The 26,433-nt window shown below is 62.8% G+C and carries 30 protein-coding genes; 14 read left to right on the top strand and 16 right to left on the bottom strand.

Going from position 1 to position 26,433, the window contains the following annotated elements; genetic code table 11:
• Window positions 1–22 precede the first annotated feature (22 nt).
• The 5 genes from X730_RS146770 to X730_RS146790 all read right to left on the bottom strand — a co-directional run bounded on the left by X730_RS146770 (window position 23) and on the right by X730_RS146790 (window position 5,157).
• Window positions 23–1,318 carry a flavin monoamine oxidase family protein gene (locus X730_RS146770; RefSeq protein WP_023754161.1) on the bottom strand — a complete coding sequence of 432 codons (1,296 nt, stop codon included), beginning with the start codon at window positions 1,316–1,318 and terminating at the stop codon, window positions 23–25.
• Window positions 1,315–2,391, bottom strand: a complete 1,077-nt coding sequence (locus X730_RS146775) for an extracellular solute-binding protein (protein ID WP_023754160.1) — start codon at window positions 2,389–2,391, stop codon at window positions 1,315–1,317. The genes X730_RS146770 and X730_RS146775 overlap by 4 nt, the downstream gene beginning before the upstream one ends.
• 116 nt (window positions 2,392–2,507) lie before the next feature.
• Window positions 2,508–3,590: an ABC transporter substrate-binding protein gene (locus X730_RS146780; protein WP_023826747.1), complete on the bottom strand. Its 1,083-nt coding sequence runs from the start codon at window positions 3,588–3,590 to the stop codon at window positions 2,508–2,510.
• Between the two features lie 58 nt (window positions 3,591–3,648).
• Entirely contained in the window at window positions 3,649–4,329 is a 681-nt protein-coding gene (gene betI, locus X730_RS146785; RefSeq protein ID WP_023690120.1) for a transcriptional regulator BetI, read from the bottom strand.
• A 27-nt stretch (window positions 4,330–4,356) separates the two neighbouring features.
• Window positions 4,357–5,157 carry a class I SAM-dependent methyltransferase gene (locus X730_RS146790; RefSeq protein ID WP_023754158.1) on the bottom strand — a complete coding sequence of 267 codons (801 nt, stop codon included), beginning with the start codon at window positions 5,155–5,157 and terminating at the stop codon, window positions 4,357–4,359.
• A gap of 201 nt (window positions 5,158–5,358) precedes the next feature.
• Here X730_RS146790 and X730_RS146795 point away from each other — a divergent pair, with 201 nt between their 5' ends.
• The 4 genes from X730_RS146795 to X730_RS146810 are packed head-to-tail and all read left to right on the top strand — an operon-like array spanning window position 5,359 to window position 10,056.
• Window positions 5,359–6,978 (top strand): NAD(P)/FAD-dependent oxidoreductase, encoded by a 1,620-nt coding sequence (locus tag X730_RS146795; protein ID WP_023754157.1) that lies wholly within the window; start codon window positions 5,359–5,361, stop codon window positions 6,976–6,978.
• Window positions 6,965–8,530: an NAD(P)/FAD-dependent oxidoreductase gene (locus X730_RS146800; RefSeq protein WP_023756493.1), complete on the top strand. Its 1,566-nt coding sequence runs from the start codon at window positions 6,965–6,967 to the stop codon at window positions 8,528–8,530. The genes X730_RS146795 and X730_RS146800 overlap by 14 nt, the downstream gene beginning before the upstream one ends.
• A gap of 51 nt (window positions 8,531–8,581) precedes the next feature.
• A complete protein-coding gene (locus tag X730_RS146805; protein ID WP_023826746.1) occupies window positions 8,582–9,808 on the top strand; it encodes an aminomethyltransferase family protein in 1,227 nt (408 codons plus the stop codon).
• Window positions 9,809–9,810: 2 nt separating this feature from the next.
• Window positions 9,811–10,056, top strand: a complete 246-nt coding sequence (locus X730_RS146810; protein WP_023690115.1) for a hypothetical protein — start codon at window positions 9,811–9,813, stop codon at window positions 10,054–10,056.
• 3 nt (window positions 10,057–10,059) lie between these two features.
• Here the strand turns inward: X730_RS146810 and X730_RS146815 are convergent, their stop codons facing one another.
• The 4 genes from X730_RS146815 to X730_RS146830 all read right to left on the bottom strand — a co-directional run bounded on the left by X730_RS146815 (window position 10,060) and on the right by X730_RS146830 (window position 13,229).
• Window positions 10,060–11,118, bottom strand: a complete 1,059-nt coding sequence (locus X730_RS146815; RefSeq protein WP_023826745.1) for a dipeptidase — start codon at window positions 11,116–11,118, stop codon at window positions 10,060–10,062.
• A 249-nt stretch (window positions 11,119–11,367) separates the two neighbouring features.
• Window positions 11,368–11,667 carry a GNAT family N-acetyltransferase gene (locus tag X730_RS146820; protein WP_023683956.1) on the bottom strand — a complete coding sequence of 100 codons (300 nt, stop codon included), beginning with the start codon at window positions 11,665–11,667 and terminating at the stop codon, window positions 11,368–11,370.
• Window positions 11,660–12,292: an alpha/beta hydrolase gene (locus X730_RS146825; RefSeq protein WP_023826744.1), complete on the bottom strand. Its 633-nt coding sequence runs from the start codon at window positions 12,290–12,292 to the stop codon at window positions 11,660–11,662. The genes X730_RS146820 and X730_RS146825 overlap by 8 nt, the downstream gene beginning before the upstream one ends.
• A gap of 4 nt (window positions 12,293–12,296) precedes the next feature.
• Window positions 12,297–13,229, bottom strand: coding sequence for a VOC family protein (locus X730_RS146830; protein ID WP_023724468.1), 933 nt, complete (start codon window positions 13,227–13,229; stop codon window positions 12,297–12,299).
• A gap of 216 nt (window positions 13,230–13,445) precedes the next feature.
• On the opposite strand from X730_RS146830, the gene X730_RS0134040 reads away from it, so the two are divergent.
• Window positions 13,446–14,984: an alkaline phosphatase family protein gene (locus tag X730_RS0134040; protein ID WP_031197104.1), complete on the top strand. Its 1,539-nt coding sequence runs from the start codon at window positions 13,446–13,448 to the stop codon at window positions 14,982–14,984.
• A gap of 97 nt (window positions 14,985–15,081) precedes the next feature.
• Here the strand turns inward: X730_RS0134040 and X730_RS146835 are convergent, their stop codons facing one another.
• Window positions 15,082–16,386, bottom strand: coding sequence for a PRC-barrel domain-containing protein (locus tag X730_RS146835; protein WP_023708587.1), 1,305 nt, complete (start codon window positions 16,384–16,386; stop codon window positions 15,082–15,084).
• A 258-nt stretch (window positions 16,387–16,644) separates the two neighbouring features.
• Here X730_RS146835 and X730_RS146840 point away from each other — a divergent pair, with 258 nt between their 5' ends.
• Window positions 16,645–17,565 (top strand): diacylglycerol kinase family protein, encoded by a 921-nt coding sequence (locus tag X730_RS146840; protein ID WP_023696423.1) that lies wholly within the window; start codon window positions 16,645–16,647, stop codon window positions 17,563–17,565.
• Between the two features lie 26 nt (window positions 17,566–17,591).
• Here X730_RS146840 and X730_RS11660 read toward each other — a convergent pair whose 3' ends face one another.
• Entirely contained in the window at window positions 17,592–17,819 is a 228-nt protein-coding gene (locus X730_RS11660) for a hypothetical protein (protein ID WP_023706301.1), read from the bottom strand.
• A gap of 154 nt (window positions 17,820–17,973) precedes the next feature.
• Between X730_RS11660 and X730_RS146845 the strand changes: the two genes are divergently transcribed.
• Window positions 17,974–19,506 carry an HWE histidine kinase domain-containing protein gene (locus X730_RS146845; RefSeq protein WP_023826743.1) on the top strand — a complete coding sequence of 511 codons (1,533 nt, stop codon included), beginning with the start codon at window positions 17,974–17,976 and terminating at the stop codon, window positions 19,504–19,506.
• 58 nt (window positions 19,507–19,564) lie between these two features.
• Here the strand turns inward: X730_RS146845 and X730_RS146850 are convergent, their stop codons facing one another.
• The 3 genes from X730_RS146850 to X730_RS146860 all read right to left on the bottom strand — a co-directional run bounded on the left by X730_RS146850 (window position 19,565) and on the right by X730_RS146860 (window position 21,250).
• On the bottom strand, window positions 19,565–20,026 hold the full coding sequence (locus X730_RS146850) for a hypothetical protein (RefSeq protein ID WP_023706299.1): 462 nt from the start codon (window positions 20,024–20,026) through the stop codon (window positions 19,565–19,567).
• An 11-nt stretch (window positions 20,027–20,037) separates the two neighbouring features.
• Window positions 20,038–20,364 (bottom strand): DUF883 family protein, encoded by a 327-nt coding sequence (locus tag X730_RS146855; RefSeq protein WP_023670092.1) that lies wholly within the window; start codon window positions 20,362–20,364, stop codon window positions 20,038–20,040.
• Window positions 20,365–20,488: 124 nt separating this feature from the next.
• Entirely contained in the window at window positions 20,489–21,250 is a 762-nt protein-coding gene (locus X730_RS146860) for a Crp/Fnr family transcriptional regulator (protein WP_023826742.1), read from the bottom strand.
• Between the two features lie 339 nt (window positions 21,251–21,589).
• Here X730_RS146860 and X730_RS146865 point away from each other — a divergent pair, with 339 nt between their 5' ends.
• Window positions 21,590–21,907 carry a response regulator gene (locus tag X730_RS146865; RefSeq protein ID WP_050588130.1) on the top strand — a complete coding sequence of 106 codons (318 nt, stop codon included), beginning with the start codon at window positions 21,590–21,592 and terminating at the stop codon, window positions 21,905–21,907.
• Window positions 21,908–21,963: 56 nt separating this feature from the next.
• Here X730_RS146865 and X730_RS146870 read toward each other — a convergent pair whose 3' ends face one another.
• Window positions 21,964–22,515, bottom strand: a complete 552-nt coding sequence (locus X730_RS146870) for a sigma-70 family RNA polymerase sigma factor (protein ID WP_023670095.1) — start codon at window positions 22,513–22,515, stop codon at window positions 21,964–21,966.
• Window positions 22,516–22,518: 3 nt separating this feature from the next.
• Window positions 22,519–22,722, bottom strand: coding sequence for a NepR family anti-sigma factor (locus X730_RS146875; protein ID WP_023670096.1), 204 nt, complete (start codon window positions 22,720–22,722; stop codon window positions 22,519–22,521).
• A 211-nt stretch (window positions 22,723–22,933) separates the two neighbouring features.
• On the opposite strand from X730_RS146875, the gene X730_RS146880 reads away from it, so the two are divergent.
• The 6 genes from X730_RS146880 to X730_RS146905 all read left to right on the top strand — a co-directional run bounded on the left by X730_RS146880 (window position 22,934) and on the right by X730_RS146905 (window position 26,406).
• Window positions 22,934–23,728: a response regulator gene (locus X730_RS146880; protein WP_023670097.1), complete on the top strand. Its 795-nt coding sequence runs from the start codon at window positions 22,934–22,936 to the stop codon at window positions 23,726–23,728.
• 218 nt (window positions 23,729–23,946) lie between these two features.
• The gene (locus X730_RS1000000166360; RefSeq protein ID WP_023670098.1) at window positions 23,947–24,114 is read left to right on the top strand and encodes a DUF1328 domain-containing protein; all 168 of its coding nucleotides are present in this window, start codon (window positions 23,947–23,949) and stop codon (window positions 24,112–24,114) included.
• 156 nt (window positions 24,115–24,270) lie between these two features.
• On the top strand, window positions 24,271–25,305 hold the full coding sequence (locus X730_RS146890; RefSeq protein ID WP_023670099.1) for a PAS domain-containing sensor histidine kinase: 1,035 nt from the start codon (window positions 24,271–24,273) through the stop codon (window positions 25,303–25,305).
• 129 nt (window positions 25,306–25,434) lie between these two features.
• Window positions 25,435–25,611: a hypothetical protein gene (locus X730_RS1000000168195; protein WP_023670100.1), complete on the top strand. Its 177-nt coding sequence runs from the start codon at window positions 25,435–25,437 to the stop codon at window positions 25,609–25,611.
• A 142-nt stretch (window positions 25,612–25,753) separates the two neighbouring features.
• Window positions 25,754–26,080 (top strand): hypothetical protein, encoded by a 327-nt coding sequence (locus X730_RS146900; RefSeq protein WP_023670101.1) that lies wholly within the window; start codon window positions 25,754–25,756, stop codon window positions 26,078–26,080.
• Window positions 26,081–26,163: 83 nt separating this feature from the next.
• Window positions 26,164–26,406, top strand: coding sequence for a YMGG-like glycine zipper-containing protein (locus tag X730_RS146905; RefSeq protein WP_023670102.1), 243 nt, complete (start codon window positions 26,164–26,166; stop codon window positions 26,404–26,406).
• Window positions 26,407–26,433 lie beyond the last annotated feature (27 nt).

Below are 26,433 nucleotides of genomic sequence, written 5' to 3'. Positions count from 1 at the left end.
GAAACCGGTTTTCGGAATAAGATCATGCTCCACTAAGAATTTTAAGTTCCGTCGCGATCTGTTTGGCTGCGATCCGCCCCATCACGATGGCGCCTTCGACATAGCCCGGGAATGACGGCGACAGTTCCGACGATGCTAAATGAACCGGGGCAGCGCCGGCACGGATCGTGCGCTCGGCATCCCGTGCCGTCACATCGACAATTAGGTCGCTGTAGGCGCCGCCGCTCCAGCGGTCATCGATCCAGTCGCGCTGGCTGAAATCGATAATGCCGGCCGCCTCCGGGCCAAGGGCATCAACGAGCCTTGCCGTGACCTCCGCGCGCAGCGCCGCGTCCGCGAGCGGACGCCAACGCAACGCCAGTGGTCCGCCGACGAAGACGACCAGCGCGGCATGTTGCGCATCCTTGCTGGCGTCACAGGCGAACAGGCCCGGCAGGTCGCGCCACATCACCATGCCGCACAGGTCGCGCTCGCGCCAGAACGGCGTGGGATAGCGCACCAGGATCTTGATCACCGCACCGCTTTCCCAGACGCCCAGCGCCTTTGCGAGAGCTGGCGGCAGAGCGGGCGCGAAATCCAGCTTCGCGGCCCTCGCCGGCGGCAGCGCGACCAGCACTCTTCGCGCTTCGATGGCGCTGCCTGCCGAGACGGCACGAACCCCTTGCGGCCCGTGCTCGATGCGCGTAACCGGCTCGTTCAGCCAAACCCTGTCGCCGAGATCTCCCGCCATGTCCTCGGCCAGCGACTGCATGGTTTCGAGCAGCGAATATTGCAGCTCGGGCACCTCGTTGGTGATGCGGCGGTCATTGTCGATGAGGTACCACAGCGGCACCTTGTCCATCGCCAGACACCACAGGCCTTCGATCATCGAGCGGAAAGCCGTCTTGGCGTCAGTGGGATCAGGCTGGCGTTCGAGCCAGGCGGCAGCGCTCATGCCGGCGATCGAGGGATCGTCCGGCTCGATCGCATTCATCCGCTCGCGGATTGCGATCGCGCCATGATAGGTCCGTTCGGCCTCTTCGACCGACAGCGATGGATGGGTGATGAAATCGCCATTCACATAGGTTTCGACGAAGGCCTTGCCACGGGACGCGGCCAGCGCCGTCACCTCCGGCATGTCTTCGCAGAAAAACTGGCCGCCGCTGTCGATGCGCTCGCCAAGCCCGTTGCGAATAGCCTCGACCCTGCCGCCGACGCGGTCGCGTGCTTCGAGCAGCACGACATCGATGCCGGCCTTTCTCAGCTCAAGCGCAGCCGACAGGCCGGTGAAACCGGCGCCGACGATGACGACATCGGTTCTTTCAGTCCTGTCGCTCAATAGCCGGCCTTGATCTTCTCGAATTCCGTGACCATGCGCTGCTTGAGCTCAGGCGGCACCGGCTGCTGGAACAGCGTCCTGTCCAAGAACTTGTCGAGATTGTCGAAGCCACGGTCGCTCAGCACCTGATGGTCGATCGCGGCCATCCCGGCGCTGTTGCCCTGGCCGTAGCCGAAGGTCTTGACCAAGTAATCGGACACGGCATGCGCGTTGACCGCACTGAGGAAATCATAGGCCTGATCGAGCTTGCCCGGCGCATCCTTCATCAGCACATAGCCGCACACCCAGGTGGATATGCCTTCCCTGGTGTCGCGGTTCATGGCGATCGGCATGCCTTGGCCCTTGAGCGTCACGAAGGTCTCATTCCAGCCCCAGACGAGGTCGACCTCATTGCCGGTAAAGGCCTGGTTGAGGTCGGTGTCGTCGGTCCAGTAAAAGCGGATGTTCTTGTGGACGTCACGCAGGAAGGCGGACGCCTCCTGGAACTGCGCGTCGGTCATCTTGGTCCAGTCCTTGAGGCCGATGACCAGGCTGGCCAGCGCATAGGCGTCATCGACATTGTCGCCGATGGTGACGCGGCCCTTGAATTTGGGATCGGCGAAAATCTTCAGCGACTGCGCTTCCTCCGCGGTGACCTTGTCGGTGCGGTAGAGCAGCGAAGTGTTGCCCCAGTCGAACGGCATGAACCAGGCCTTGCCGTCGGCGGTGACGGCGAGATCCTTCATCGCCATGATGCCGGGATTGAGATCCTTCCAGCCGGCGATCCGCGAGGTGTCGAGCGGTTGCAGAATGCCGGCCGCGCGCCACTTGGTCACGCTTTGCGAGCAGGGGTGGGCGATGTCGGCCTTGAAGCCGGCGCGCATCTTCTGGAACGCTTCCTCCTCGTCGCCGAAGAAAGCAAAGGTCGGCTCGGCGCCGTATTTGGCGGTGTAGTCGGGGTGCAGCAACGGATCTTCATAGCCTGACCAGTCGAACACGACGAGGTCGCCGCCGCCTTCGGCATAAGCAAGCACGGCGCCGGCGCCGACTGTAAGAGCAGCGGCAAGGGCGAGGCGGCGAAGCATGGAATTCATGGCGCGAAACTCCTCATCGCGAAAAGCGGCCGGGCGACGTTACGGAATTTCAGCGGCCTTGGCGAGACCGTCTGCCCGGCGCACTGACAGGCAGACGGAGGAGGCCGGACAGAGCTTTAGTAGCCTGCCTTGATCTTCTCGAATTCGGCGATCATCTTGAGCTTGAGCGACGACGGCACGGGCGATTGGAACAGGGTCTTGTCGACGAATTTCTGCACGTCGTCATAGCCCTTTTCTTTCAGGATCGCCGGGTCGACGCCGGCCATGCCCTTGGCGTTGGCCTGGCCATAACCCCAGTCCTTGACCAGCACCTTGGCGGTCTCGGGATCGTTGATCGCGTTGAGGTAGTCATAGGCCTTGTCGACATTGCCGGGTGCGTCCTTGAACAGCACGTAGCCGCAGACCCAGGTCGAGATGCCTTCGTCCGTATCCTTCTTGGACTTGATCGGCACACCGGCAGCGACGGATTGTACCGTGGCATCGTTCCATGCCCAGGCGAGATCGACCTCGCCGCCGCTCAGCAACTGCACGACGTCGGTGGTATCGGTCCAGTAGGAGCGGACATTCTTGTGCACTTGGCGCAGGAAATCGGACGCCTGCTTGAACTGGTCGTCCGTCATCTTGGTCCAGTCCTTGAGCCCGATGGCAAGGCTGGCCAGCGCATAGGCGTCGTCGACATTGTCGCCGATTGAGACCCGCCCCTTGAACTTGGGATCGGAGAAGGCCTTCAGCGACTGCACATCCTTCGCGTCGATCTTGTCGGAGTTGTAGGTGAGCTGGGTGTTGCCCCAGTCCCACGGCATGAACCAGGCCTTGCCGTCCGAAGTGGTGGCCAGATCCTTCATCGCCATGATGCCGGGATTGAGATCCTTCCAGCCGGTGATCTTCGAGGTGTCGAGCGGCTGCAGCAGCCCCGCCTCACGCCACTTTGTCACGCTCTGCGAGCAGGGATGGCCAAGATCGGCCTTGAAACCGGAGCGCACTTTCTCGAAGGCTTCGTCCTCGTCGCCGAAGAAGGCGAAGGTCGGCGAGTCGCCGTTCTTCTCGACATATTTGGGGTGGAAGCTCGGGTCCTCATAGCCCGACCAGTCGAACACGATCAGGTCCTTGTCGGCGGCGACCGCAATCGCCGCGGCCGAACCAGCCAGCGTCGCCGTCAGCGCCAATGTCAGTGTCAGGCGTCGGGTTGTTCTTTTCATGCTGTTCCATCCTCTTTGTTTCTGATTGTTCGCTCCGGCTTGGATCCGCCGGTTGTTGTCAACGTCCGCTGTCCGGCGGATAGTGTTTCGGAAAAGCGGCTGACAGGAATTCGTTTGCCGCCTGCAGCGCGCTCTCACGGGTGACGTCCTCGGTGCCCATCATCAGCCGCAGCCACAAGCCCTCCAGCATGGCGCTGAGCGCGAGCGCCATGACCTGCGGCTCATAGCCATAACCACCGCCCTGCTTGAGCGTGGCACAGAGGTCGATGAAGATCTTCTGGTAGGCCGCGTCGCGCGCGCCGCACAGCGCCTGGTAGGTCGGCCGCGACTTGGCCTCGCCCCAGAACGCGCACCACGCCGCGAGCTTGCGCTTGTTGCAGATCGAACGGTCGAAATCGGCGGCGACCAGCGCCCGCAGCTGCCGGGCTGGATCCTCGCCGGCCTTGGTCAGCGCGACGCGCCAATGCGCCGCATATTCGTCGGCCATATAGGCCAGCGTGGCGACGAGTAGCTTCTCCTTGCTCTCGAAATGGAAGTTGACGATGCCGCGCGACAGGCCGGCGCCGTCAGCGACATCGGCCATCGTCGTTTCCGAATAACCGCGCTTGGCCAGCGAATCGATGGTCGCTTCGATCAGCTGCTGTTGCCTGACCTCCTTCGACGCCTTGCGGCCGCGTTTTTCCGGCTCGGTTTTTCCAGACGTGTCGGAGGATCGCTCTTCGCGCGCTGCAGCTTTCATCGGTGCCGTCATGCTCCACATTGCCGGCTATCCCACCACAGCCGGCTTCCACCCGCGAAGATGAGTGGGACGGTGCTCGCCACTGTCAAGCACCTTCTGCATGGCTTCCCAGGTCTTGATGTTCTTGTCGACATAGGCCGCTCCGACCGCGACTGCCGCCGTCTCGTAGAGCGGGCCTTTCAGCCTTTCCAGCTCGCCGCGTGCGACCTCGCGGTACCAAGAATTGCGGTCCTTCACAGTGACATCGGCAAAGCCGGCGCTGCGCATCGCTTGCGCATAGCGTGCCGGCGAGGCCATGGCGAAGGACAGGCCTTCGGCCGCGACATAGGCCTTCATCTCAGATGACGGCTCGCCGTCATGGCCGATCAGCCAGTCGGAGGCGGCAAGGACGCCGCCCGGCTTCAGCACGCGGAAGATTTCCGCAAACAGCGCGTCCTTGTCGGACACGTGCACCAGCGCATCCTTGGAGAAGACGACATCGAACGAAGCGTCGGCAAAAGGCAGCGGCCCCGGCGGCGCCTGGACGAAGCTGGCGCGGTCTGAAAGCCATCGTGCAGCGGCATGCTTTCTGGCCGCCTCGATCACCGGCCGCTCGATGTCGAAGCCGGTGGCATGAGCAGCACCGTGGCGCTCCACCAGATGCAGCGCGATGCCGCCGGAGCCGCAGCCGATGTCGAGGATCGTCTTGCCCCTGAGCGACAGCCCTTCGACCACCCGGTCGACCTCGTCTGGTCCGCCCGGCGACAGATAGCCCTCGCCCCACAGCGCCTCGAGGAAGCGGATCGCGGCGTCGTCATATTCCGGCTCGCCATCTGCCGTTTCGATCATCAGACCTTAAGTCCCGTCAGCCGAATTGCGCAGGTTCGAATGCCGGCAAAGCGTAGCGTATTAACAGGAAAACGCAATATCATTTGTTGAACATTCATTCAGAATGGCTGGACAGAATAGCCGCTGCCGTGCCAAATTCCGCGCATTCGGCGACAAATCACGCGAAAATGAAGGGTCGAGCACCATGAAGGCTGGGCGCGAATGAAAGCTTGGGATGCGATCGTCATCGGCGGCGGACACAACGGCCTGGTCAACGCCTGCTATTTGCAACGCGCCGGGCTCGACGTGCTGGTGGTGGAAAAGAACGACTGGGTCGGCGGCGCCGCCACCAGCCGCGAGCTGACGCCGGGCTTCCTCTACTCCAACTGCTCCTATGTCTGCTCGCTGTTTCGCCCCGAGATCATGCGCGACCTCGAACTGCCGCGTTTCGGCTTGCAGGTTATTTCCTATGAAGGCGGCGCCGTGTTCACCCGCGACGGCGACTACCTCGCCAACTACCGTGACCACGATGCGCACCGGCGCGAATTCGCCCGCTTCTCCAGGCGCGACGCGGAGGCCTATGACCGCTATTCGCGCGACGTGACGCGGCAGTGCCGTTTCATCCAGCCGCTGCTGATGCGCACCGCACCGGACCCGGCCAGTCTCAAGCCGCGCGACCTCGGAGAGCTTCTCTATCTCGGCAAGAAATTCGTCGGCCTGTCATCAGAAGAAATGGCGCTGACGCTGCGCTTCTGGACCATGTCGATCTCGGAATTCCTCGACGAATATTTTGAGACCGATGTCATCAAGGCGAACTTCGCTTTGTCCGGCATTATCGGTACCGCGCTCGGGCCGATGTCGCCCGGCACAGCCTACGTGCTGCTGCACCATTATATGGGTGAGGTCGACGGCTCGGTCGGCGCCTGGGGCTATGCGCGCGGCGGCATGGGCGCCGTCACCAAGGCGCTCGCCGCTTCATTCAAGGCGTCCGGCGGCGCTATCCGCACCGGCGCCGAGGTCGACCATGTGCTGGTGAGCCGAGGCAAGGCCAAGGGCGTGGTGCTGGCCGGCGGCGAGGAGGTCTACGGCAAGCTCGTCGTCTCCAACGCCGACGTCAAACGCACATTCCTGAAACTGGTCGAGGAGAAGGAACTGCCCGACATTTTCCTGCGGCGGGTCAGGAACTTCAAGATCCGCGGCTCCTCCGGCAAGGTCAACATCGCGCTGGATTCTCTGCCGGAATTCCCGGCACTGCCGAAGGATTCACCCGTTTATCGCGGCGACATGCATTTCACCGATTCCATGGAGCGCATGGAGCGCGCCTATGACGACTGGAAGGCCGGTCGCTGGTCGGCCGACCCATTCCTCGACATGGTCATCCCAACGACGCTCGACCCGACCATGGCGCCGCCGGGCAAGCATTTTATGAGTTGCTTCGTGCAGTACGCGCCGCCCAAGGTGAATGGCCAGGACTGGACCGATGCCGACCGCGACGGTTTCGCTGAAAGCGTGGTTGCGCAGATCGCGGAATACTCGCCAGGCTTCCGCGACCGCATCGTCCATATGGAGGTGCGCACGCCACGCGAGATCGAGGCCGAGGTTGGGCTGACCGAAGGCAATATTTTCCAGGGCGAGCTGACCTTCGACCAGCTGCTGTTCAACCGGCCGGTGCCGGGCTACGCACAATACCGCTCGCCGGTCGGCGGGCTCTATATGTGCGGCTCCTCGACCCATCCCGGCGGCGGCGTCATGGGCGCACCCGGCCGCAATGCGGCAGCCGAGATCCTGCGCGACCTCGCCAAATCGACCTCCCATATGAGCCCGGCCCATGACGTCATTTGATGCCATTATCATTGGCGGTGGCCACAACGGCCTTGTCGCTGCCGCCACTCTGGCGAAAGCCGGCCGCAAGGTGCTGGTGCTGGAAGCGGCCGGCGATGTCGGCGGCGCGGCGCGCACCGGAGAGTTTGCGCCGGGTTTTCGGGTCTCCTCGATCGCGCATGTGCTGAACCGCCTGCACCCCGACGTGGTGAAGAAATTGGAGCTGGAGAAACACGGGCTGCAGGTCACCCGTACAGACTTCATGCCGTCGGTCGCCTTGGCGAAGGACGGCCCGCCGCTTGTCCTGCATGGCGCCTATGGCGAGGTGCTGACCGGCTCCACTCCATCCGAGCAGGCGGCCTGGGAGGAATTGCGCGCGCAACTTCTGCGCTATGCCGGCATCCTGAAACCGTTCCTGTCGCGGCGCCCGCCCGATCTCGGTGGCATGTCGCTGCTTGAAACCGCAGCGCTCGGCCAGACGGCCGTGGCGCTGAAAAAGCTCGGCAAGGAAGACATGCGCGACTTCCTGCGCGTTCTCCTGATGAACGTCGCCGACCTGCTCGACGAACAGCTTGCCGATATCAGGCTGAAGGGCCTGCTTGCCTTCGACGCCACGCTTGGCAGCCATCTCGGTCCGCGCTCGCCGACCTCCCTGCTCGGCCTCTACTATCGGCTGGCCGGCGAGACCGGCGGCAAAACCGGCGCGCAGATGCTGCCGAAAGGTGGCATGGGTGCGGTCGTCGCCGCGATCCGCGCGGCGGCGGAGAAAGCCGGCGTCACCATCCGCACGGCAGCGCCCGTGGCCAGGATAGTCGTCGAGAAAGGCCGCGCCGTCGGCGTGACCCTCGACGGCGGCGAGGTGCTGCACGCCAGAACGATCGTCTCCGCCATCAACCCGGCGACCACCATGCTCGATCTCGTCGGCCCCCGCGAGATCGACACGGGTTTCGTGCGCAAGGTAAAAAACATCCGCATGAGGGGCGATGCGGCGAAGCTCCATCTGGCGCTCGAACGGCAACCGCAATTTTCCGGCGTCGACGCCGATAATCACAAGGGCCGTCTGGTCATCGCGCCCTCGCCCGACCATGTCGAGCGCGCCTTCAACCCGTCAAAATATGGCGAGTTCTCAGCCGAACCGGTGATGGAGATCACACTGCCCTCGCTCTCCGACCCGTCGCTCGCGCCAAGTGGCGCCTGCGTGCTATCGGCGATCGTGCAATACGCGCCTTATGCGCTGAAAGAGGGTTGGGATGCCGGCAAGCCGAAATTCCTCAAGGCTGTTTTGGCGCAGCTCGAAGCGTACGCCCCCGGTATTGGCAAGTCCGTGCTGCATGCCGAGCTTTTGACGCCAGCCGATATCGAAGCCAACTACCGCATGCCGGGCGGCCACTGGCACCACGGCGAATTGCAGGCCGACCAGATGCTGATGTCGCGGCCGGTCTCCGGCTGGTCGGGCTACGACACGCCGATCGAGGGGCTGTTCCTGGCCGGCGCCGGTTCGCATCCAGGCGGCGGCGTTTCGGGTGCTCCCGGTTTTAATGCGGCGCGGCGCATCATAGCGACGAAGGGATGACCGGATGTTTCAGCCAGTCAACGCCGCACTCTACGGCGAAGGAATGCCGTCATGACGAGTCCGATCAACAACGCCGCCCGCACCACAGCGCAGTCGCATTTCCGCACACTGCGTCTCGGCACGCCGTTCCAGCCGCGCATCGATGCGCTGGCCAAAACTCAGGACTGGTACAATTGGGCCGGCTATCGCGCGCCGCATTCGCTGTGGGACGAGGAACTCGAATATTTCGCCATCCGCAGCCAGGCGGCTTTGTTCGACATCTCGCCGATGACCAAATACCGGATCGAGGGTCCGGATGCCGAAGCCTTCCTCGATCGCGTCACGCTGCGCGATGTCACCAAGCTGAACCCGGGCCGCGTCCACTACACCGCATGGTGCGACGACGAAGGTTTTGTCCTCGATGACGGCACGCTGTTCCGGCTGTCGCCGACCCGCTTCCGCCTGTGTTCGCAGGAGCGGCACCTGCCCTGGCTGCTCGACAGCGCCATCGGTTTCGAAGTGACCGTCGAAGAAGAGACTGGAAGCGTCGCTGGTCTCGCTCTGCAAGGCCCAACCTCCTTCGCCGTGCTGCGCGAGGCCGGCTTTGCCGGCGTTGAAAAACTCAAAGTGTTCGATCTCGCCGAGTTCCCGCATGACGGTAGCACCGTCACCATCTCACGCACCGGCTTCACCGGCGATCTCGGCTACGAACTGTTCGTGCCGGCCGAAAAAGCGCTCAGCCTCTGGGACCGCCTGATGACGGCAGGCGAACTGCGCGGCATCCGCGCCATCGGCTACGCCGCCCTCAACCGCGCCCGGCTGGAAGCCGGCCTCATCGTCGCCAATGCCGACTTCACCACCGCCGAGCATGCCATTCGCGCCGACCGTCTGCGCATGCCGGACGAGATCGGTCTCGGCTTTATGGTCGATTTGGGAAAAGGCCATTTCAATGGCCGCCGCGCCATGCTCGAAGCGCGCGCCAAACGCAAGCTGCGCCACATGCTGGTCGGGCTGGAGATCGAAGGCAACATCCCGGCCGAGCACGCCATCGTCTACCACAAGAAGCATCAGGAGGTCGGGCTGGTCAGCGCCGCCATCTGGTCGCCGATGGCCAAGCGCAATATCGCCATCGCCTCGCTGACGCGTCCCTATGGTGATACGATGGTGGAAGACCTCTGGGTCGAGATCTACGCCATGCGCGAGTTGCAGTACCAGAAGCTGATGAAGCGGGCCAAGGTGGTGGCCCGTCCTTTCATCAAGCTCGACCGCCGCACCGCCAATCCGCCGGCGGATTTCTGATCATGGCCGACGAACCGGATGATGAGACGGAAGCCGCCGAACAGTGGCAGCTGGTCAACACGCCGCTCGGCGAAAAATGGTCGGGTCGTACCCGCTATGCCGCCGCCATGTACTTCTACAAGCGCGGCGAAATGAGCGCCGAGACGCTCGAAGTCTACCGCATCTGCGCGCGGCTGGACTGGGAGAACCCGCTGCCGATGATCAGGGATCGCGGCGGCCAGGATTGGCTGAAGCGCATGGGCGCTTAAGCCTCAGCCTATGGTTCTTTCGAGAACGTTCAGCCAGTTGCGATAGGCGATCTTCTCGATCAGCGCGCGTCCGAAGCCGCGCGCGGCCAGCGCATCTACCAGCTTTGGCAGACCGGCAACGTCGCCGATGACCGCCGGGATCATGGCGCCGTCGAAATCGGAGCCGAGACCGACGCCGTCCTCGCCCAGCGCCTGCAGCAGCGAGTCGACATGGCGCACCATGATGTCGAGGCTGGTGTCCGAGTTCATCCGTCCGTCTTCGCGCAGGAAGCCGGTGGCGAAGTTGAGCCCGACCATGCCGCCGGTCTCGCGGATAGCGCCGAGCTGCCAGTCCGTCAGGTTGCGCGAATGGGTGCACAGCGCATGCACGTTGGAATGAGTGGCGACCAGCGGCGCATCGCTGAGCGCGGCGACATCGCGAAAGCCCTTTTCGTTGAGATGTGACAGGTCGACCATGATCTTGAGCTGATTGCAGGCCTTGACCAGCGCCTTGCCGGCATCGGTCAGCCCCGGTCCGGTATCGGGCGACGACGGAAAGCGGAACGGGACGCCATGGCCGAAGGCGTTGGGTCGGCTCCAGACAATGCCGAGCGAGCGCAGGCCGGCTTCGTAGAGCACGTCGAGCAAGGTAAGTTCGGGATCGATCGCCTCGACGCCTTCGATGTGAAACACCGCCGCGATCGAACCTTTCGCCATCGCCTCGCGAATGTCACCGGCACTGCGGCAGACGGTCAGCGCCCCCGCTCGCTCCAGCCGAAACAGGATCGAGGCCATGCCGATGGTGGAATTGAGCGCATCAGCGCGTGGCAGTTCCGGCGGCAATGGCTCATTGTCGCTCGGCGCCGGCGGCACCGCAGAGCGTTTGCTCTTCTCGACCGGCGGCGGGAAGATCGCGAAAATGCCGCCGGCAAAGCCGCCCTTCTTGGCGCGCGGCAGATCTATATGACCGCCCTGCGTCCCCTCGATGAACAGCTTTTCGACGTCGGTGTCTTTCGACTGGTACAGTCGCAGCAGCGTGTCGTTGTGGCCGTCGAAGACGGGGACGAGATCGGATTCGGTCATCAGGAAGCCATTCGGTCAGTTGGCAGGAGCGGACGAACCGCAGCGAACTGTGTACTTAGGCAAGAAGGCCGAACTGCGCAAATGCCAGAGAGGCGTTCGCTCTTGTGGCTGAGCGACTCCGACCACCTGCCGGGTCCCCGCTGCTTCGCAGCGTCCCGGCGTTCGCCGGCCTTTCATCGTGCCACCGGCACGATGAATTCGCCTTCGGCGACCGGCAACTCACCCCACAAGGGGAGAAGGGAAAAAGGTCTATTGCTTCAGCACATCCGCCCATTCCGGATGGCGGCGGAACTGGGCGTTGGCGAAGGGGCAGAGCGGGATGATCTTCTTGCCCACTGCCCGCGCGTCCTCGACGGCGCGTGTGACAAGCCGAAGGCCGGCGCCCTGGCCGCGAAACACGTCCGGCACTTCGGTGTGATCGATGATGATCTGGTGCTCGCCGACCTTGGTGAAGGTCATTTCCGCCTCGGCGCCGCCGGGTCCGCGCAGCACATAACGTCCCTTCGAGCCGCGGTCCTCGAGTTCGATCTCAGGCAATTCGTCAGGCATCGCTTGCTCCTTCAACCGGCGCATCGGCAAAAAGCCGCCTCGCCGCTTCGATCTCGTTTGGTCGAATTTCGTGGCCGCCATCGTGCCACTCCACTGTGACATCGGCGCCATCGGCGCGCAAATAGGCCTCCAGCCGGGATGTCAGGTTGGGCGGGCAGATCGGGTCGCGCTTGCCGGCGGTGACCAGGATGCGGCGTCCGGCAAGGCTGCCCTGCACCTGCGGTTCGAACGGGATCAGCGGGTGCATCAGCACCGCCGCATCGAACAGCTCGGGCGCGGCGAACATTACGGACGCCAGGATGTTGGCGCCGTTGGAATAGCCGAGACCCAAGACCGAAGATGGCCTTGCCGCTGCCACCTGCGCCTTGACGAAACCGGCCATCTTGGCGGTCGCCCGCGCGAGGTCGTCCATGTCGTAGACGCCCTCGCCGGTGCGGCGGAAGAAACGCGCCGCACCATGCTCGGAAACATCGCCGCGCGGCGATACGATCGTCGCCTGTGGCGCGAGGTCGCGCCCGAGCGACAGCAGCTGGCTCTCGTCCGCGCCGGTGCCGTGAAAGACGAAGAGCAGCGGGCCGCCGGGCGAACCCGGCAGCGCCTTATGGATGTAAGCTTCCTTGCTCATCGTCTCAGCCTTCCAGCTTCTGCAGATGCTCTTCAAGATAGGGCCGCAGATGCTGGTGCTGCGTCGGCAGTTTCAGGGCTTCGCCGAGATGGGCGGTGTCCTCGTCGCGGTCGAAGCCCGGCTCATTGGTGGCGACTTCGAACAGCACGCCGCCCGGCGTTCGGAAGTAGATCGCCCAGAAATAGTCGCGGTCGATCACCGGCGTCACGCCATAACCCGTATCGATCAGCGCCTTGCGCACTTCGAGCTGCTGGGCGCGGTTCTCCACCGCGAAGGCGACATGGTGGACCGAGCCGGCGCCGAGATTGGCAAAGCCCGCGGTAGGAAGCGATTCGATATCGACGACATCAGCGCCGTTGCCGTTCTTGATGGCGAGCCGGCTGACACTGCCGGACTTGTCCACTTGCTCATAGCCCATGAACTTCAACAGCTCTTCCGTGGCGCCACCATCCTTCAATCTGAGCGAGACCGAGTGGAAGCCGCGTATCGCCTCATCAGCGGGAATGCCGCCTTTCAACCATGGCGCGCGGCTGTCCGCCTTGTCTTCGACCAGCGCGAAACCGTCGCCGTCGGGACCGGCGAAGGCCAGCCGCTTCTCGCCGAACGTCTCTTCGCGGGAGACACCCGCAACGCCTTCATCGGCGAAGCGCTTTTCCCAATAGCCGAGCGTGCCGGCCGGCACCGAATAGGCCGTGGTACCGACTTCCCCGACGCCATGGCGGCCCCTGGCAATGTCCGGGAACGGAAAATAGGTCATCACCGAGCCGGGCGTACCGTGCTCGTCACCATAATAGAGGTGATAGACATCTGGCGCGTCGAAGTTGACGGTCTTCTTGACCCGGCGCAGGCCGAGCTTGTGCGTGAAGAAATTATTGTTCTGGCGCGCATCGCCGGCCATCGACGTCACGTGATGCAGGCCCTTGATCTGGTCGAGCATTGTCTTGCTCCTTCCCTTCGGTTTGCGGCTCTTGCCGCTGTCCACGCCTATATGAGGGGCCGCCTGGCAATGGCAAAGGCGGCAAACTCAGAATGGACTGTATCCCAATAGTGAACAGCAGGAAATTTCGTTCACCATTTAAGCAAGACTGACAGGCTTGCGCTGCCGCCAAATTCCGGTTCATTGAACGTCTTCCCGACGTGACAGGATAGAGCATTGGCCGCGAAAAGCAGACGCCCGAACATCCTATTGATCTCCTGCGACCAATGGCGGGGCGATTGCCTGTCGGCTGCCGGCCATGCCGTGGTGAAGACGCCGAATGCCGATGCGCTCGCCGCCGAAGGCGTCCTTTTCATGCGGCATTACGGCGGCGCGGCGCCCTGCTCGCCGGCCCGCGCGTGCCTCTACACCGGCCTCTACCAGATGAACAATCGCGTCTGCCGCAACGGCACGCCGCTCGACGCCCGCCACGGCAACATGGCGCTTTCGGCCCGCGCCCTCGGCTATGATCCGACTTTGTTCGGCTACACCGACGTCTCGCCCGATCCGCGCACGATGGCGCCGGGCGATCCCCGGCTGAAAAGCTATGAGGGCGTGCTGCCCGGCTTCAGCGTTCGCCAGTTCCTGCCTGAGCATCAGAAACCATGGCTGTCATGGCTGAAGGCACGTGGCGTCGACACCAGCGCGGGCTCTCCCGGCATTCACCGCCCCGTAGGCGGGGAAGCGGGCGACGCCGTGACCAGCGCGCCGCCTGTCTATTCCAGGGACGAGACGCCGACCGCTTTTCTTGCCGGCGAATTCATTCGCTGGCTGGACGAACAGGATTCGCCATGGTTCGCGCATGTCTCCTTCATCAGCCCGCATCCGCCCTTTGTCGTACCGCGGCCCTACAACACGCTGTATGATCCGGCGGACGGACCGCCCTTCCGCCATGTCGAGACTTGGCAGGCCGAGGCGCAAAGGCATCCCTATCTGGCTTACGACCTTGGTCGCCAGAAGCGGAGAAGCTTCCGCCCCGGCACCGACGGCCACGTGCGCGACTGGGGCGACGACAACATCCGGGCCATCCGCGCGATCTATTACGGCATGATCTCGGAGGTCGACGCGCAGCTTGGCCGCATCTGGCAAGCGATCAAGACGGCGAATGCATGGGATGACACCATCATCGTGCTGACTTCGGACCACGCCGAGATGATGGGCGACCATTTCATGCTGGGCAAAGGCGGCTTCTTCGACGGCAGCTATCACATCCCATTGATCGTGCGCGACCCGCGTCACGGCAATGCAGCCGGCTCGACCGTCAACCACTTCACCGAGGCCGTCGACATCTTCCCGACCTTGCTCGATCTGCTGGACGCCGACGCCCAGCTGCATCTCGACGGCCGCTCGCTAAAACCGTTCCTGCAAGATGAACCGCCTAAGGATTGGCGCGACGCGGCGCATTGGGAGTTCGACTTCCGCTCGATTGCCAGCGGTGAGGCCGAACGGCATTTCGGCATCGGCTCGCGCCAGTGCAACCTCGCCGTCATCCGTACGGAAAAATTCAAATACGTGCATTTCGGCGGCGGCCTGCCGCCGCTGCTCTTCGACATGCAGAAGGATCCGGGCGAACTGGCCAACGTTGCCGCCGACCCGGCCTATCTCAGCGTGCGGCTTGAATTTGCCGAGCGACTGCTTGCCTGGCGCGCCGAGCATCTTGACCAGTCGTTGGCGCTTGCAGAGCTGACGGACGAAGGGGTGGTGGATATGTGGTAGGCAGTAGGCAGTAGGCAGTAGGCAGTAGAATGTTCTGGCGGCCTGATTGCCTCGTCACTCGGTTTCGCCTACTGCCCAATCCCTACTGCCTATTCCCTTACTGTACCATCATCCGCTGCTGGTCGCGCTTCTCGGCATAGCTGCCCTTGTCATACGCAGCCTGCGCCTGCAGCTGCTCCTTGGTGAAGTTGGTGTAGAGATATTTGTTGCCGTCCTTGTCGGTCATGAATTTGAGCTTGTCCATGCCGACCGCGACCTCCTTGGCGCCGATGCCTAGAAAGCCGCCGACATCGATGATGACGGCATCCGGCTTGCTGTCGGGCGTGAGCACGACGTCGCCGATCTCGCCGACCTTGGCGTCGTTGGCGCCATAGACGGTGGTGCCCTTCAGGTCGTCGCCTCTGATGTTACCGACCGGCATTTCGGTCAGTGTGGACTTGTCGATCGCTGCCGTTTGCGTCGGATCGGTGGCTTTTGTACCGGCCGGAGCTTCCGCGGTCTTGTCCGCTGGCTGAGCATTGTCAGCCGGTGCAACGGCCGTCGGGGCAGCGGGAGCAGTCGGCTGCGTTGCGTCGGAGGTTGTCGTCACCGGCGCCGGATCATAGGGCTTGCGGTCGAAATCAGGCTGCGCCTGCAGTTCCTCCTTGGTCGTCTGCGCCACCAGCCAGCGATCGCCGTTCTTTTCGGCCCACCGTGCCTTGGCGAAATCATAGGTGACGTTCTTTTCACCCATGCCGAGGAAGCCGCCGACGCCGATCACCAGCGACTGCGCCTTGCCATCCTTGGTCAGCACGATGTCGTTGACGTCGCCGATATTCTGGGCATCGTCGCCAGTGCCATTGTAGACATTCTCGCCGATGATGTTGGTTGCGAGATTGCCGTCAGCGCGTTTCACCGCCGGTTCTGACGGCGCGGCGTTGAGATCAACCGGCTTCTGCGGGTCGTTCTGCGCCGTGGAAGCAGGCGCCGAGGCCGGATCGTAGGGCTTACGGTCGAAGTCGGGCAGCGCCGTCAGCGCTTCTTTCGTCGTCTCGGCGACGAGCCAGCGGTCACCATTCCTCTCGACCCATTGCAACTTGCCGTAGTCGAAGGCGACGTTCTTGCTGCCTATGCCGAGGAAGCCGCCAACGCCGATAATGGCGGATTTCGCCTGGCCGTTTTCATCGAGGACGACGTCGCTGACGTCACCGATCTTCTGCGCATCGTCGCCAGTGCCATTGTACACGGACTCGCCGATGATATTGGTCATCAGCGCGCCGTCGGCCTGTTGCGGCGCCGGCGCGATGGTAGCAGGGGCTTCAGCCGGCGCTGGGGTCGTCGCCGGGGCCGTCGTTGACTGCGCAAACGCACCGGTAGCGATCAGCGTTGCGAGTGCAGTCGTCGCGAACAGTGTGCGGATCATGATTAAGTCTCCTCTTGCGTGATCTCATGCGCGCCGCAATCGGCAAACCACTTGCCGGGAGACCGAAGGCGGCGCCTCCAATGGGATCACAACGTTGTGACAAGGCGCTTGTTCCGAAAAAACGGGAGCATCGAAATACCCTGGGCAAGTCCGCGGAATCGCCCGACATTCCCGCCCGGCCGATGGAACCTTTGCCAAGCTTGCCCGTTTCAGCCTGCGGCTGGCATTCCGGCCGCTAAAAAGAATACGGAGTGGGGCATGCGATTTGCAGCGGTGCTGAACCGGGACGGCGGCACCTTGCGGACCACCGATCTTTCCGCGCTAACCGACCGCATGCGCCAGACGCTTGAGGCGGCTGGTCACTCCATCGATATCGACATCGTCGCCGGCAAAGAGATTGTCGCGGCGCTCGACAAGGTCGCCGCGCGGCGCGACATCGACGTCGTGCTGGCCGGTGGCGGCGACGGCACCATTTCGGCCGCCGCGGGGCGGCTGATGAATGGCAAGAAGGCGCTGGCCGTCCTGCCTGCAGGAACAATGAACCTGTTCGCCCGCGGCCTTGGAATTCCGCAGACCATCGATGGCGCGCTGAAGTCCTTTGCCGACGGCGAGATCATGGCGGTCGATATCGCGAGCGCGAATGGCCGGCCGTTCGTGCATCAGTTCTCGATCGGCCTGCACGCCAGGATGGTGAAGCTGCGCGACAATATGGAATTCGCCTCGCGCTTGGGAAAGATTCGCGCTTCGGCCAAGGCCGCTTGGACGACGATCAACAATCCTCCCGCCATGAAGGTGACGTTGACGGTCGGCGAAGCCGAGATCGTGACCCGCATCAGCGGCATCGGCATTTCCAACAATCTGTTTGGCGAAGGCCATCTGCCTTATGCCGACAATCCTGCCGGCGGCGTGCTCGGCATCTATGTCACCGTGGCGCGGCAGCGTGGCGAGTTGGTCAGGGCGCTCTTCGACATGGCTCGAGGCAGGTGGCGCGACAGCGATCATGTCGAAACCCATCAGGCCGACAAGGCAATCGTGAAAATCCATACAGGGAGCAAGAAATTCGGCGCCGTCATCGACGGCGAACTGGTCAAGCTGGAGCGTGAAACGACAATCCAGATCCACCCTGGCGCACTGAACGTCCTGGTTCCGGCGCAAGCCGCCCAGGCAAAGGCCGCCTGATGCGATTACGAATGACGAGGAAAACCCTAGCCGCCCGACTGCCCCTCGCCGGCTGGCGCGCTCTGGTTGGCCGGCGCGGTCTGGCCGGTGGGCTGCCCCTGGCTTTCAGGGCTATCTGGATCGATCTTTTGGCCATAAATCTCGGCCGCTCCCCAAGCAATGAAAGCCAGGAGCAACGCGGCGACCAATATGCGCAGGCCGTGCCAACCCCAGCGCCCCTGACGGGCTTTGTTTTCAGGGGCGATCTTGGTCATTGGCGGCGTTCCTATCGTGCAGCCGGGATGGTGGATAAAACCATCGCCGGCGAAACATGGTGGGGAAACGATTGCTTGCTACAAAAGTTCCGGCGCGCGACGGCCGCGCAAGGTGCGCGCCACCGCGGGTGGGGCCTGCAAGCGAGGGGGCTTGGTGGATAGCAAGGTGACGAAGCAGGCTGGTTTGCCGGTTGAGGTCCGCCGCGCCGTGGCGGCGCCGGAGCGGCTTGCCGTACTGCACGGGCTTGACGCGATCGACACCGACTCCGATCCCGACTTCGATCGCATCACCGGCCTTGCCGCCGCCGTGATGCAGGCGCCGATCGCGCTCGTCACGCTGCTCGACACCGAACGACAGTGGTTCAAATCCTGTGTCGGCTTCAACGAGACCGAAACCGCGACCGACATATCGTTCTGCGCCCATACCATTGCCGCCGGCGACGAGCCGATGGTGGTGCCGGATGCCAGCATCGACCCTCGCTTCTCCCGCAACCCGCTGGTCACCGGCGAACACCATGTCCGCTTTTATGTCGGCGCGCCGATGGTGGTCGCCGGCGCGCGCGTCGGCACGGTGTGCGTACTCGACCGGGAGCCGCATGAATTTCCGTCCGCTGCCGCGCTCGATCATTTGAAATCGCTTGCCAGCCTCGCCGCCAGCCTGTTTACCCTCAAGGACGCCACCCGCAGCGGCGCCATTGCCACGGCTGCTTTGGCGCAGGAGGAAAAGCGCCGAGCCATAGCGCTCGACGCCGCCTCGCTCGCCAGTTGGGCCTGGGATATCCGCACCGACATGATCGAATGCGACGTGCGTTTGTCGGAGCTGTTCAACCTGCCGCGTTCGAACCGGCTGCGGGCGCGCGACATTCTGGCCGCCATCGACCCGCGCGACGTCTACCAGACCGAGACGCGCTTTCGCGATGCCCTGACCGGCAGCGACGACTATTTCGGCGAATACCGGGTCAAAGGCTTCGATCCGCCGCGCTGGATAGTCACCCGCGGCCGCGTCATCGAGCGCGACGGCGAAGGCAAGCCGACGCTGATCTTTGGCGTCAACTACGACATCTCGGAACGCAAGCTCGGCGAGGACCGGCAAAGGCTGCTGCTGCGCGAGCTCAACCATCGGGTCAAGAACACGCTGGCGACGGTGCAGGCGCTGGCCACACAGACCGTTCGCCACGCTCGCCGCCCAAGCGAATTCCTGGAAGCCTTCGGCGCCAGGCTGCAGGCGCTGGGCGCTGCCCATAACCTGCTGTCGGATCGCGAATGGCGCGGCATCGGTATTCGCGAACTGATGCAGATCGAGGTGAAGCCGTTCGATTCGGCAGAACGGCCGCGCATCGTGATCTCCGGTCCGGAGCTGCTGCTTTCGCCCGACCAGGCGGTGGGGCTCGGCCTGATCATGCACGAACTGGCCAGCAACGCGCTGCAATACGGATCGCTGTCGGTTGGCTCGGGGAAGGTCGATGTCGACTGGAAGGCGGCGGGCAAGAAAGGCGCGCGCCGCCTTGTGCTGACCTGGAGCGAAAGCGGCGGGCCGAAAGTCGACCCGCCGGAACGCCAGGGCTTCGGCTCTATCCTGATCCGCCGCAGCCTCGCCAAGGTTTTATCGAGCGAAGTGACCCACGAATTCCGCAGCGAAGGCGTGTTCGCCGAAATATCGATGCCGCTTGAAGATCTGCCGGCTTAAAGCAATTTCAGAAGTGCGAAGCGGTTTTCCCGGGAACAGCGTATCAGCGCGACGCGCTTTAGTCGGCTTCGCTGTCTGGATCGCCCGGATCCGGTTTGACGTTCTCGCGGTAGATGGCATAGGCCGCGAGCGCGATCATCGGGCCGAGAATGACGCCCTTCCCGCCTTTCCCCTTGAGCAAGGCCGGCAGCACGGCAAGCGCCGCGGTGATACCGAGCGCCTTCAGGTCGGCATTGCGCCTTCGCGCACGTCGGCGCGCACGCGTTCCGGCCGCAAGTTGATGAATGAGCACGATAAGCCCGGCCGTTACCAGGAAACCGGCCGCGAAGCCAAGACAGGCGGCCATCGAGCCATAACGGTCAGCCGCCCAGATGTAGGCCGCCCCCAGGAGAAACCCGAGGCCGCACAGGGCAGCCACGGCGGCGAGCCCGTAGACGATTGCCGCCGTGCGCGCGCGGCGCATGGCGGCAATGGCTTCACCCGAGGCCAAGGCCGAGATAAGCGGTGCCAGCATGCCCATCTCTGTCGAAACTAGCGCCGGGCAAGAAGCGCAAACAGGAAGCCGACGCCGGCCGCGATCGCCAGTGAAGTGACCGGCTTCTCGCGCACATTGGCCGTGATCTGGGCCTCAAGGTCCTTGGCGTTGCCACGCAGGCTGTCGAAGACGGCTTCACCCTGGGCGCGCAACTGGTCGACGCCTTCGGCAGCAGCGCGCCGCGCCGTGCCGTAACCATGTTCGCCGGTCTTGGCCAATTGCTTGGTCAACTTTTCGATATCCGCCTTCAACTGCCGAATGTCGGCTTCCAGGTCGGCGTTCGTCTGACTTTCGTTGGCGGTTTTTCCTGCGGCAGTTGCCATTCTAAACTCCTTGCGTTTGCTTGGCTTCAAACGCCCGACACACGTCATGGTTCCGAAATCGGAGACCGTATCCATGAAAGGGTGTTTGCAAGTGCGAGTCCAGCCCCAGATGGAGGCCTGCCTGTCAGACCAGCGGCCGACGGCCTTCGCTTAGGCCCTCCCAGCGCGCGAGATCCTTCAGCCCCTCCCCGTTGATCACTTCGCAACCGCCGTCGCGCCAGGCGATCAGCTTGCGATCGATGAGCTTGCGGATCGTCTTGTTGGTGTGGACCAGCGACAGGCCGAGCGTATCGGCGACATGCTGCTGGGTAATCGGGATTTGCACCGGCGCCCTGCCGTTGAGTCCGACTGCCGCCGCGCGGCTGGCGATGAAGGCAATGAGATAGGCGGTGCGCTCGACCGCCGTGCGCCGACCGACGCTGAGCAGGTTCTCGTCCAGCATGCGCTCCTCGCGCGACGCCAGCCAGGTAATGTCGTAAGCAAGGCCCGGATGGTTGCGGTAGAGCTCGTGCAGGTTTTCACGCTCGAAGACGCACAACAGCATGGGCGACAGCGCCTCGACCGAGTGCTGCATTTCGCCCATCAGGCTGCCCTGCAGCCCGATAAGATCGCCGGGCATGGAGTAGTTCAGGATCTGGCGCCTGCCGTCCGACAATAGTTTGTAGCGGAAGGCCCAGCCCGAAAGCACGGTGTAGAGATGAGCACTTTGGCTGCCTTCGACCAGCACTGTGGCGCCCTTGTCGACGGCCAGTTCGCCCTTCTTGAACATGCTGACATAGGCAAGCTCCTGCTTCTCGAATTCCCGGAACACCGGCAATGGCCGAAGCGGGCAGATCTCGCATGGGTACTGACGGCTGGAAAACGAACGACCATTCTGGCCAGACATTTCGATCCCTCTTTCGAAAGTCTCTTGCCAGAGACTGAGTGCTACGCCTTGCAAGGCCGCGGTTCCGCTGCCGATGGCATGTCTTTTTTAAATGACAGGATGGCAAATAGCGATCATGACTCGCTACACTCTACTGAGGCGAATTCGGAGCTCGCTTGTGGAGTAGAGCCGGGCGGGCGAACTTTTCGGATTAAGGCCTGACCGATCCCCCAAGGTCCGCGATGCGGTTGACTGGAGTCACGGTACCCGATGCTGCAAGAATTGAGGAGAGATTGCCAAGTGCCGCCATTGCTTGAGGGATTGCGAATTCTTGTCTTGGAGGATGAATTCCTGATCGCCATGGATGTCGAGCAGCTTTGCCGCGACCATGGCGCGAGCGACGTAGTGATTGCCCGCGCTCTGGCCGAGATCGATGAGCAGAAGGTCGTTGGCGAGTTCGACGCCGCTATCGTGGACCTCATGCTGGGCGGAACGTCTACACTCGATTTCGCCTCGCGGCTGCGCCAATCGGGCCTGCCGTTTGTCTTTGCCTCCGGCTATTCGGACCCGGATGAGATCAAAGTGTCTTTTCCCGGCATCCGCCTGGTCACCAAGCCTTATTCGGGGACCGATCTCGTCGAGGCTCTGGCGGCGGCCTGCGGACGCGCGCCAGTCTGAGATATCTTCGATGCGTATGTGTAGAGAGCCCAGGCCCGCAAACGGGCCCTCCGCCGTCAGGCAGCGTTTGAACCCGTCACCTGGGACGAGATCGCGTCCGGCCCGTATTCGTCTTCGCCGGAGATTTTGAGGATCTCCTGCAACCGCGTGCGGGCCCGGCTGACCCGGCTCTTGATCGTTCCGACCGCACAGCCGCAGATTTCGGCGGCCTCTTCATAGGAAAAGCCTGAAGCGCCGATGAGGATGATGGCTTCGCGCTGGTCCTCGGGGAGTTGCTCGAGCGCGCCGCGAAAATCCTTGAGGTCAAGCTGGCCGTGCTGAGCCGGATGAACGGCAAGCCTGGCCGTCATGATGCCGTCGCTGTCCTGCACCTCGCGGCCGCGCTTGCGCATCTGGGAATAGAACTCGTTGCGCAGGATGGTGAACAGCCATGCCTTGAGATTGGTGCCGGGCTGAAAGCTCTCATGCTTGTCCCAGGCCTTGACCAGCGTCTCCTGCACCAGATCGTCGGCCTTGTCGGCATTCTGCGTCAGCGACACGGCAAAGGCCCGCAGGCTCGGGATCGAGCCGAGCAGGTCGGTCTTGAACCCTTGTGAGACAGCTGCCATGCCTCAGTCCTTCTTCTGTGCGGGTTCGGCCTTTTCCAGTTGGCTGAGCAACTGGGCAAAGCGATCCGGCACATTGTCCGAGACCAGCTCGTCATAATACTGTTTGAGTTTACGGCCAATTTCCGAATTCGCCCCGAGCGGGTCGCCGGAATTGGCCCGGCGCCTGTCAGCGGCGCCAGCCAGCGTTTCTTTATTCATGTCCTTCATTCGCCCTTAAATCCAGCGCCCCGAGCCGCCCCATTACACAACGCAAAGCGGCCCCCTCGTCTGGTTGCCCATCGCACCACAAACGTCGCCCGTGCAGTTTCGTTCCACAAGTGTCGGAACTTTTTCGCAAAACCCGCGTTTGGGTGTTGGGGCTTGCAATCAGCTTGACCTGCAATCTATGCAATCACGTCATCTGAGGGAGACGTCTACCATGAGCCTTTCCGCAACCATCGCTCCGCACCTGCCGTTCCTGCGCCGCTTTTCACGCGCCGTATCCGGATCGCAGGAGAGTGGCGATGCGCTGGTAGCCGCGATGCTCGAAGCCATCATCGCCGACGTCGACATCTTCCCGCAAGCGTCAAGCGACCGCATCGCGCTCTACAAGGTATTCGCCAAACTGTTCACCTCCATTGCCATCCGCGTTCCGCAGGAGCAGGCGCAATCGGCATGGGAGCAGCGCGCCGCCGCCAATCTGAACGCCATTGCGCCACGGCCACGCCAGGCTTTCCTGCTGGTCGCGGTCGAAGGCTTCGGTGAAGACGAGGCAGCTGAAATTCTCGATGTCGACGCCAAGGAATTCTCCGAACTGCTTGCCCAGGCGAGCAACGAGATCTCTCGCCAGGTGGCGACCGATGTGCTGATCATCGAGGACGAGCCGCTGATCGCCATGGACATCGAGGAAATGGTCGAGAGCCTCGGCCACCACGTGGTCGGAACCGCGCGCACCCATACCGAGGCGGTGGCGATGTTCGGCAAGACAAGGCCGAAGATGGTGCTGGCCGACATTCAGCTTGCCGATGGCAGCTCGGGTATCGATGCGGTCAACGAAATCCTGTCGTCGACTTCGGTGCCGGTAATCTTCATCACCGCCTTCCCCGAACGTCTGCTGACCGGCGAGCGGCCTGAACCGGCCTTCCTCGTCACCAAGCCGTTCAATCCCGACATGGTCAAGGCGCTGATCAGCCAAGCGCTGTTCTTCGACCGGCAGGCCAAGGCCGCCGCGTGAAGTAGGGCCTTCTCTCCAACTTTTCGCCGCCTCGCAGCGTTGGCGGCACTGGCGATCGCCTAACCCGGCGATCGGCGGCTGCCCGTCGCGCCGTATCGCGCTCACGCGCGCGAATCAATTCGCGTCCGGGCCTCTTCCAAAGACCTTCTTTTTCGGCAAATGGTGGAACAAACAGCAATCACTCACGTTCTTGATCCAGTATCGGAAGGAGACAGATCATGCTCTACTGGGCGCTCGTATTTCTCGTCGTGGCGATCATCGCCGGCGCGCTTGGTTTCGGCGGCATCGCCGGTACCTCGGCCGGTATCGCGCAAATATTGTTCTTCATCTTTCTCGCCTTCCTCGTCATCTCGCTTCTGGCCGGCCTGTTCAGACGGGCATCGTAGGAGCGGGCGAAGAACACTGGAAGCCGCACCCCTCAAACGGTTTCCAGCCACCGCCGGGCGATGTCCTCCAACGGGACATCGTCCGGCGGACCTTTTCTGGGGACCTACTCAGGAACTGAGTGATCGTTCGGTCCTGATCAGGTGGACAGGTGATTGATGCGTTCCATTGGCGGAGGCGAGAGCGGACAGGGCGACGAGGTGATCGCACTGCACCCGGCTGAAAGCGGAATGCAGCTTGGCCGGGCCTTGCTTCACGCTCTGCACAATGCCGGCATTTCCGTCCTCTATCAGGATCGTGAATTGAAGACTGTATGGGCCCGCAACATGCGTGCGCCGTGGGTTTCCGACACAGCCGACAGCAACGGCGCGTTGCCACCGGCGCAAGCTGAGCAAATCGCCGCCGCCAAAAGCAATGTGATCGCTTCCGGCAATCCGGAACGCCTTGAACTGAGTGTTCCCACCGGTGATGGCATGCGCTGGTTCCAGGTATGGGTCGATGCCGATCGGGGCCATCGCGGCGACGTTCAGGGCGTCGTCACCACGATGGTGGAAACCACCGAGCAGAAACGCCGCGAACAGACGCTGAAGACGCTGTTGCGCGAAGTCAGCCACCGCTCCAAGAACCTGTTGGCCATCATCCAGAGTATTGCCACCCAGACCGGCCGCTATTCCGAGACACCCGACGATTTCCTGAAGCGCTTTCGCGGCCGCCTGCAGTCACTGGCTTCCTCCCAGGATCTGGTAACGTCGTCGAACTGGCGGGGTGCAGCACTTCGCGAGCTTATCCGCGGCCAGGTCGTTCGCTACGGCGCCGATCCCGCGCAGAGCCTGCGCTTCAATGGCGTCAACCCCTACCTCAATCCCAACGCGGCCATTCATATTGGACTGGCAATGCACGAACTCGCCGTCAATTCATTCAGCTACGGCGCCCTGGCGCGGCCGGACGGCTTTGTCGAGGTAACCGCCGATCTGTCGAACGTCGCAGAGGCCGCAGACAAGCCGGCTTTGTCGCTGACCTGGGTCGAGGCCATTGTCGCCAATGATAACAGGCGCACCGAGAAACGCTTCGGCAGCGTTGCCCTCGAACGTGTCGTGCCGGCATCGCTGAACGGCACGGCGACGCTGGAGATCACCAGTGACCGCCTCGAATATCGCCTCGTCGTTCCGCACGGCAATTTCGAAACCGAATGAGCGGCGGGATTCCTTAACCGGCTGTTCACCATAAAATCCGATGCTGTGGTTCCCAGAGATTGCTGGATCTTGACCGATTCAACCGATGTTTCGGCCGCAGCCTGCAACGCGAGTATGGGAGGAATGATCATGACGGTTGCCGATATGAACAGGCTGGAGCAGGCCGCCCGGGTGTCCATGAGCGGCTTTCAGGATCCTGACGCTTCAGCCTCGCCTTTGCAGCACGCCTGGCATCCCTTGCTTCGCGTCGCCGCTGTCGCGCTCGTCGCCGCTGTTGTGCTGATCGTGGCGTCGCAATTGGCCTGAGCCAGATGCTCAGGTTCACGCTGCTCCCAAGCAGCCTGGCTCAGAAGCTGTCCAGCTCGTAGCCGACCAATTATTAACGCCCCTTTCGGCACAGGAACTTTGACGGCTGTGGACCGTTCTTATGGCGAGAGGACGTATCGCCGTGGAACACATCGCCGCTTTGCTTTTGGTAATTGGCTGTTCGAACAACATGACCGAATGTCGTGAACTGCCGGTGCCGGTCAGTGTTTTCGAAACCGCCGAAGCATGCACGGCAGAACGTCCATTCGCTGCCGGCGACGTGCAGGGTCAGGCCGAGCACGTCGTTGCCAAATGTCTTACGGTCGACCCCGCGCTGGAGGATGATTACGACCAGATCGTCTGGAACGTGCGCCCGGACGGCACCCTCGACGCGTCTTTGCAGATTTCCAGTGTCGTGGTCGCGTCGAACGCCACGCGCCGCGAAAAAGACTCTCTTAGCCAACAATAAGATCGAGCGGGCAAAGGCTGCTGTTTCGTGCTAAATAGCGGCTGGAGCTTACTAAAGTGAGGACAAAAGTGAGGAGAGATTCTATGCGGAAATTGATTATTGCCATGGTTGCGGTGGTCGCCGTCAGCGGCTGCAGCACGACCGAGCAGGATGTCGGTGTCGGCGCCGGTGTCGGTGCTTTGGCCGGCGGACTGATCGGCGGCGGCAAGGGTGCGCTGATCGGCGCAGCCGTTGGCGCCGGTTCCGGCCTGCTGGTGCGCAACCTGCGCAACGGCTATTGCCAGTATCGCGACAATCGCGGCCGGCTCTACACCGCTCGCTGCTGATCCGCTTCAAAAGCGTCAGACAATCGC

Source organism: Mesorhizobium sp. L103C131B0 (genome assembly GCF_000502275.1).
GTDB lineage: Bacteria > Pseudomonadota > Alphaproteobacteria > Rhizobiales > Rhizobiaceae > Mesorhizobium.
Note: the sequence above shows the minus strand (reverse complement) of the source record. Positions and strands in the feature narration are given on the sequence as shown.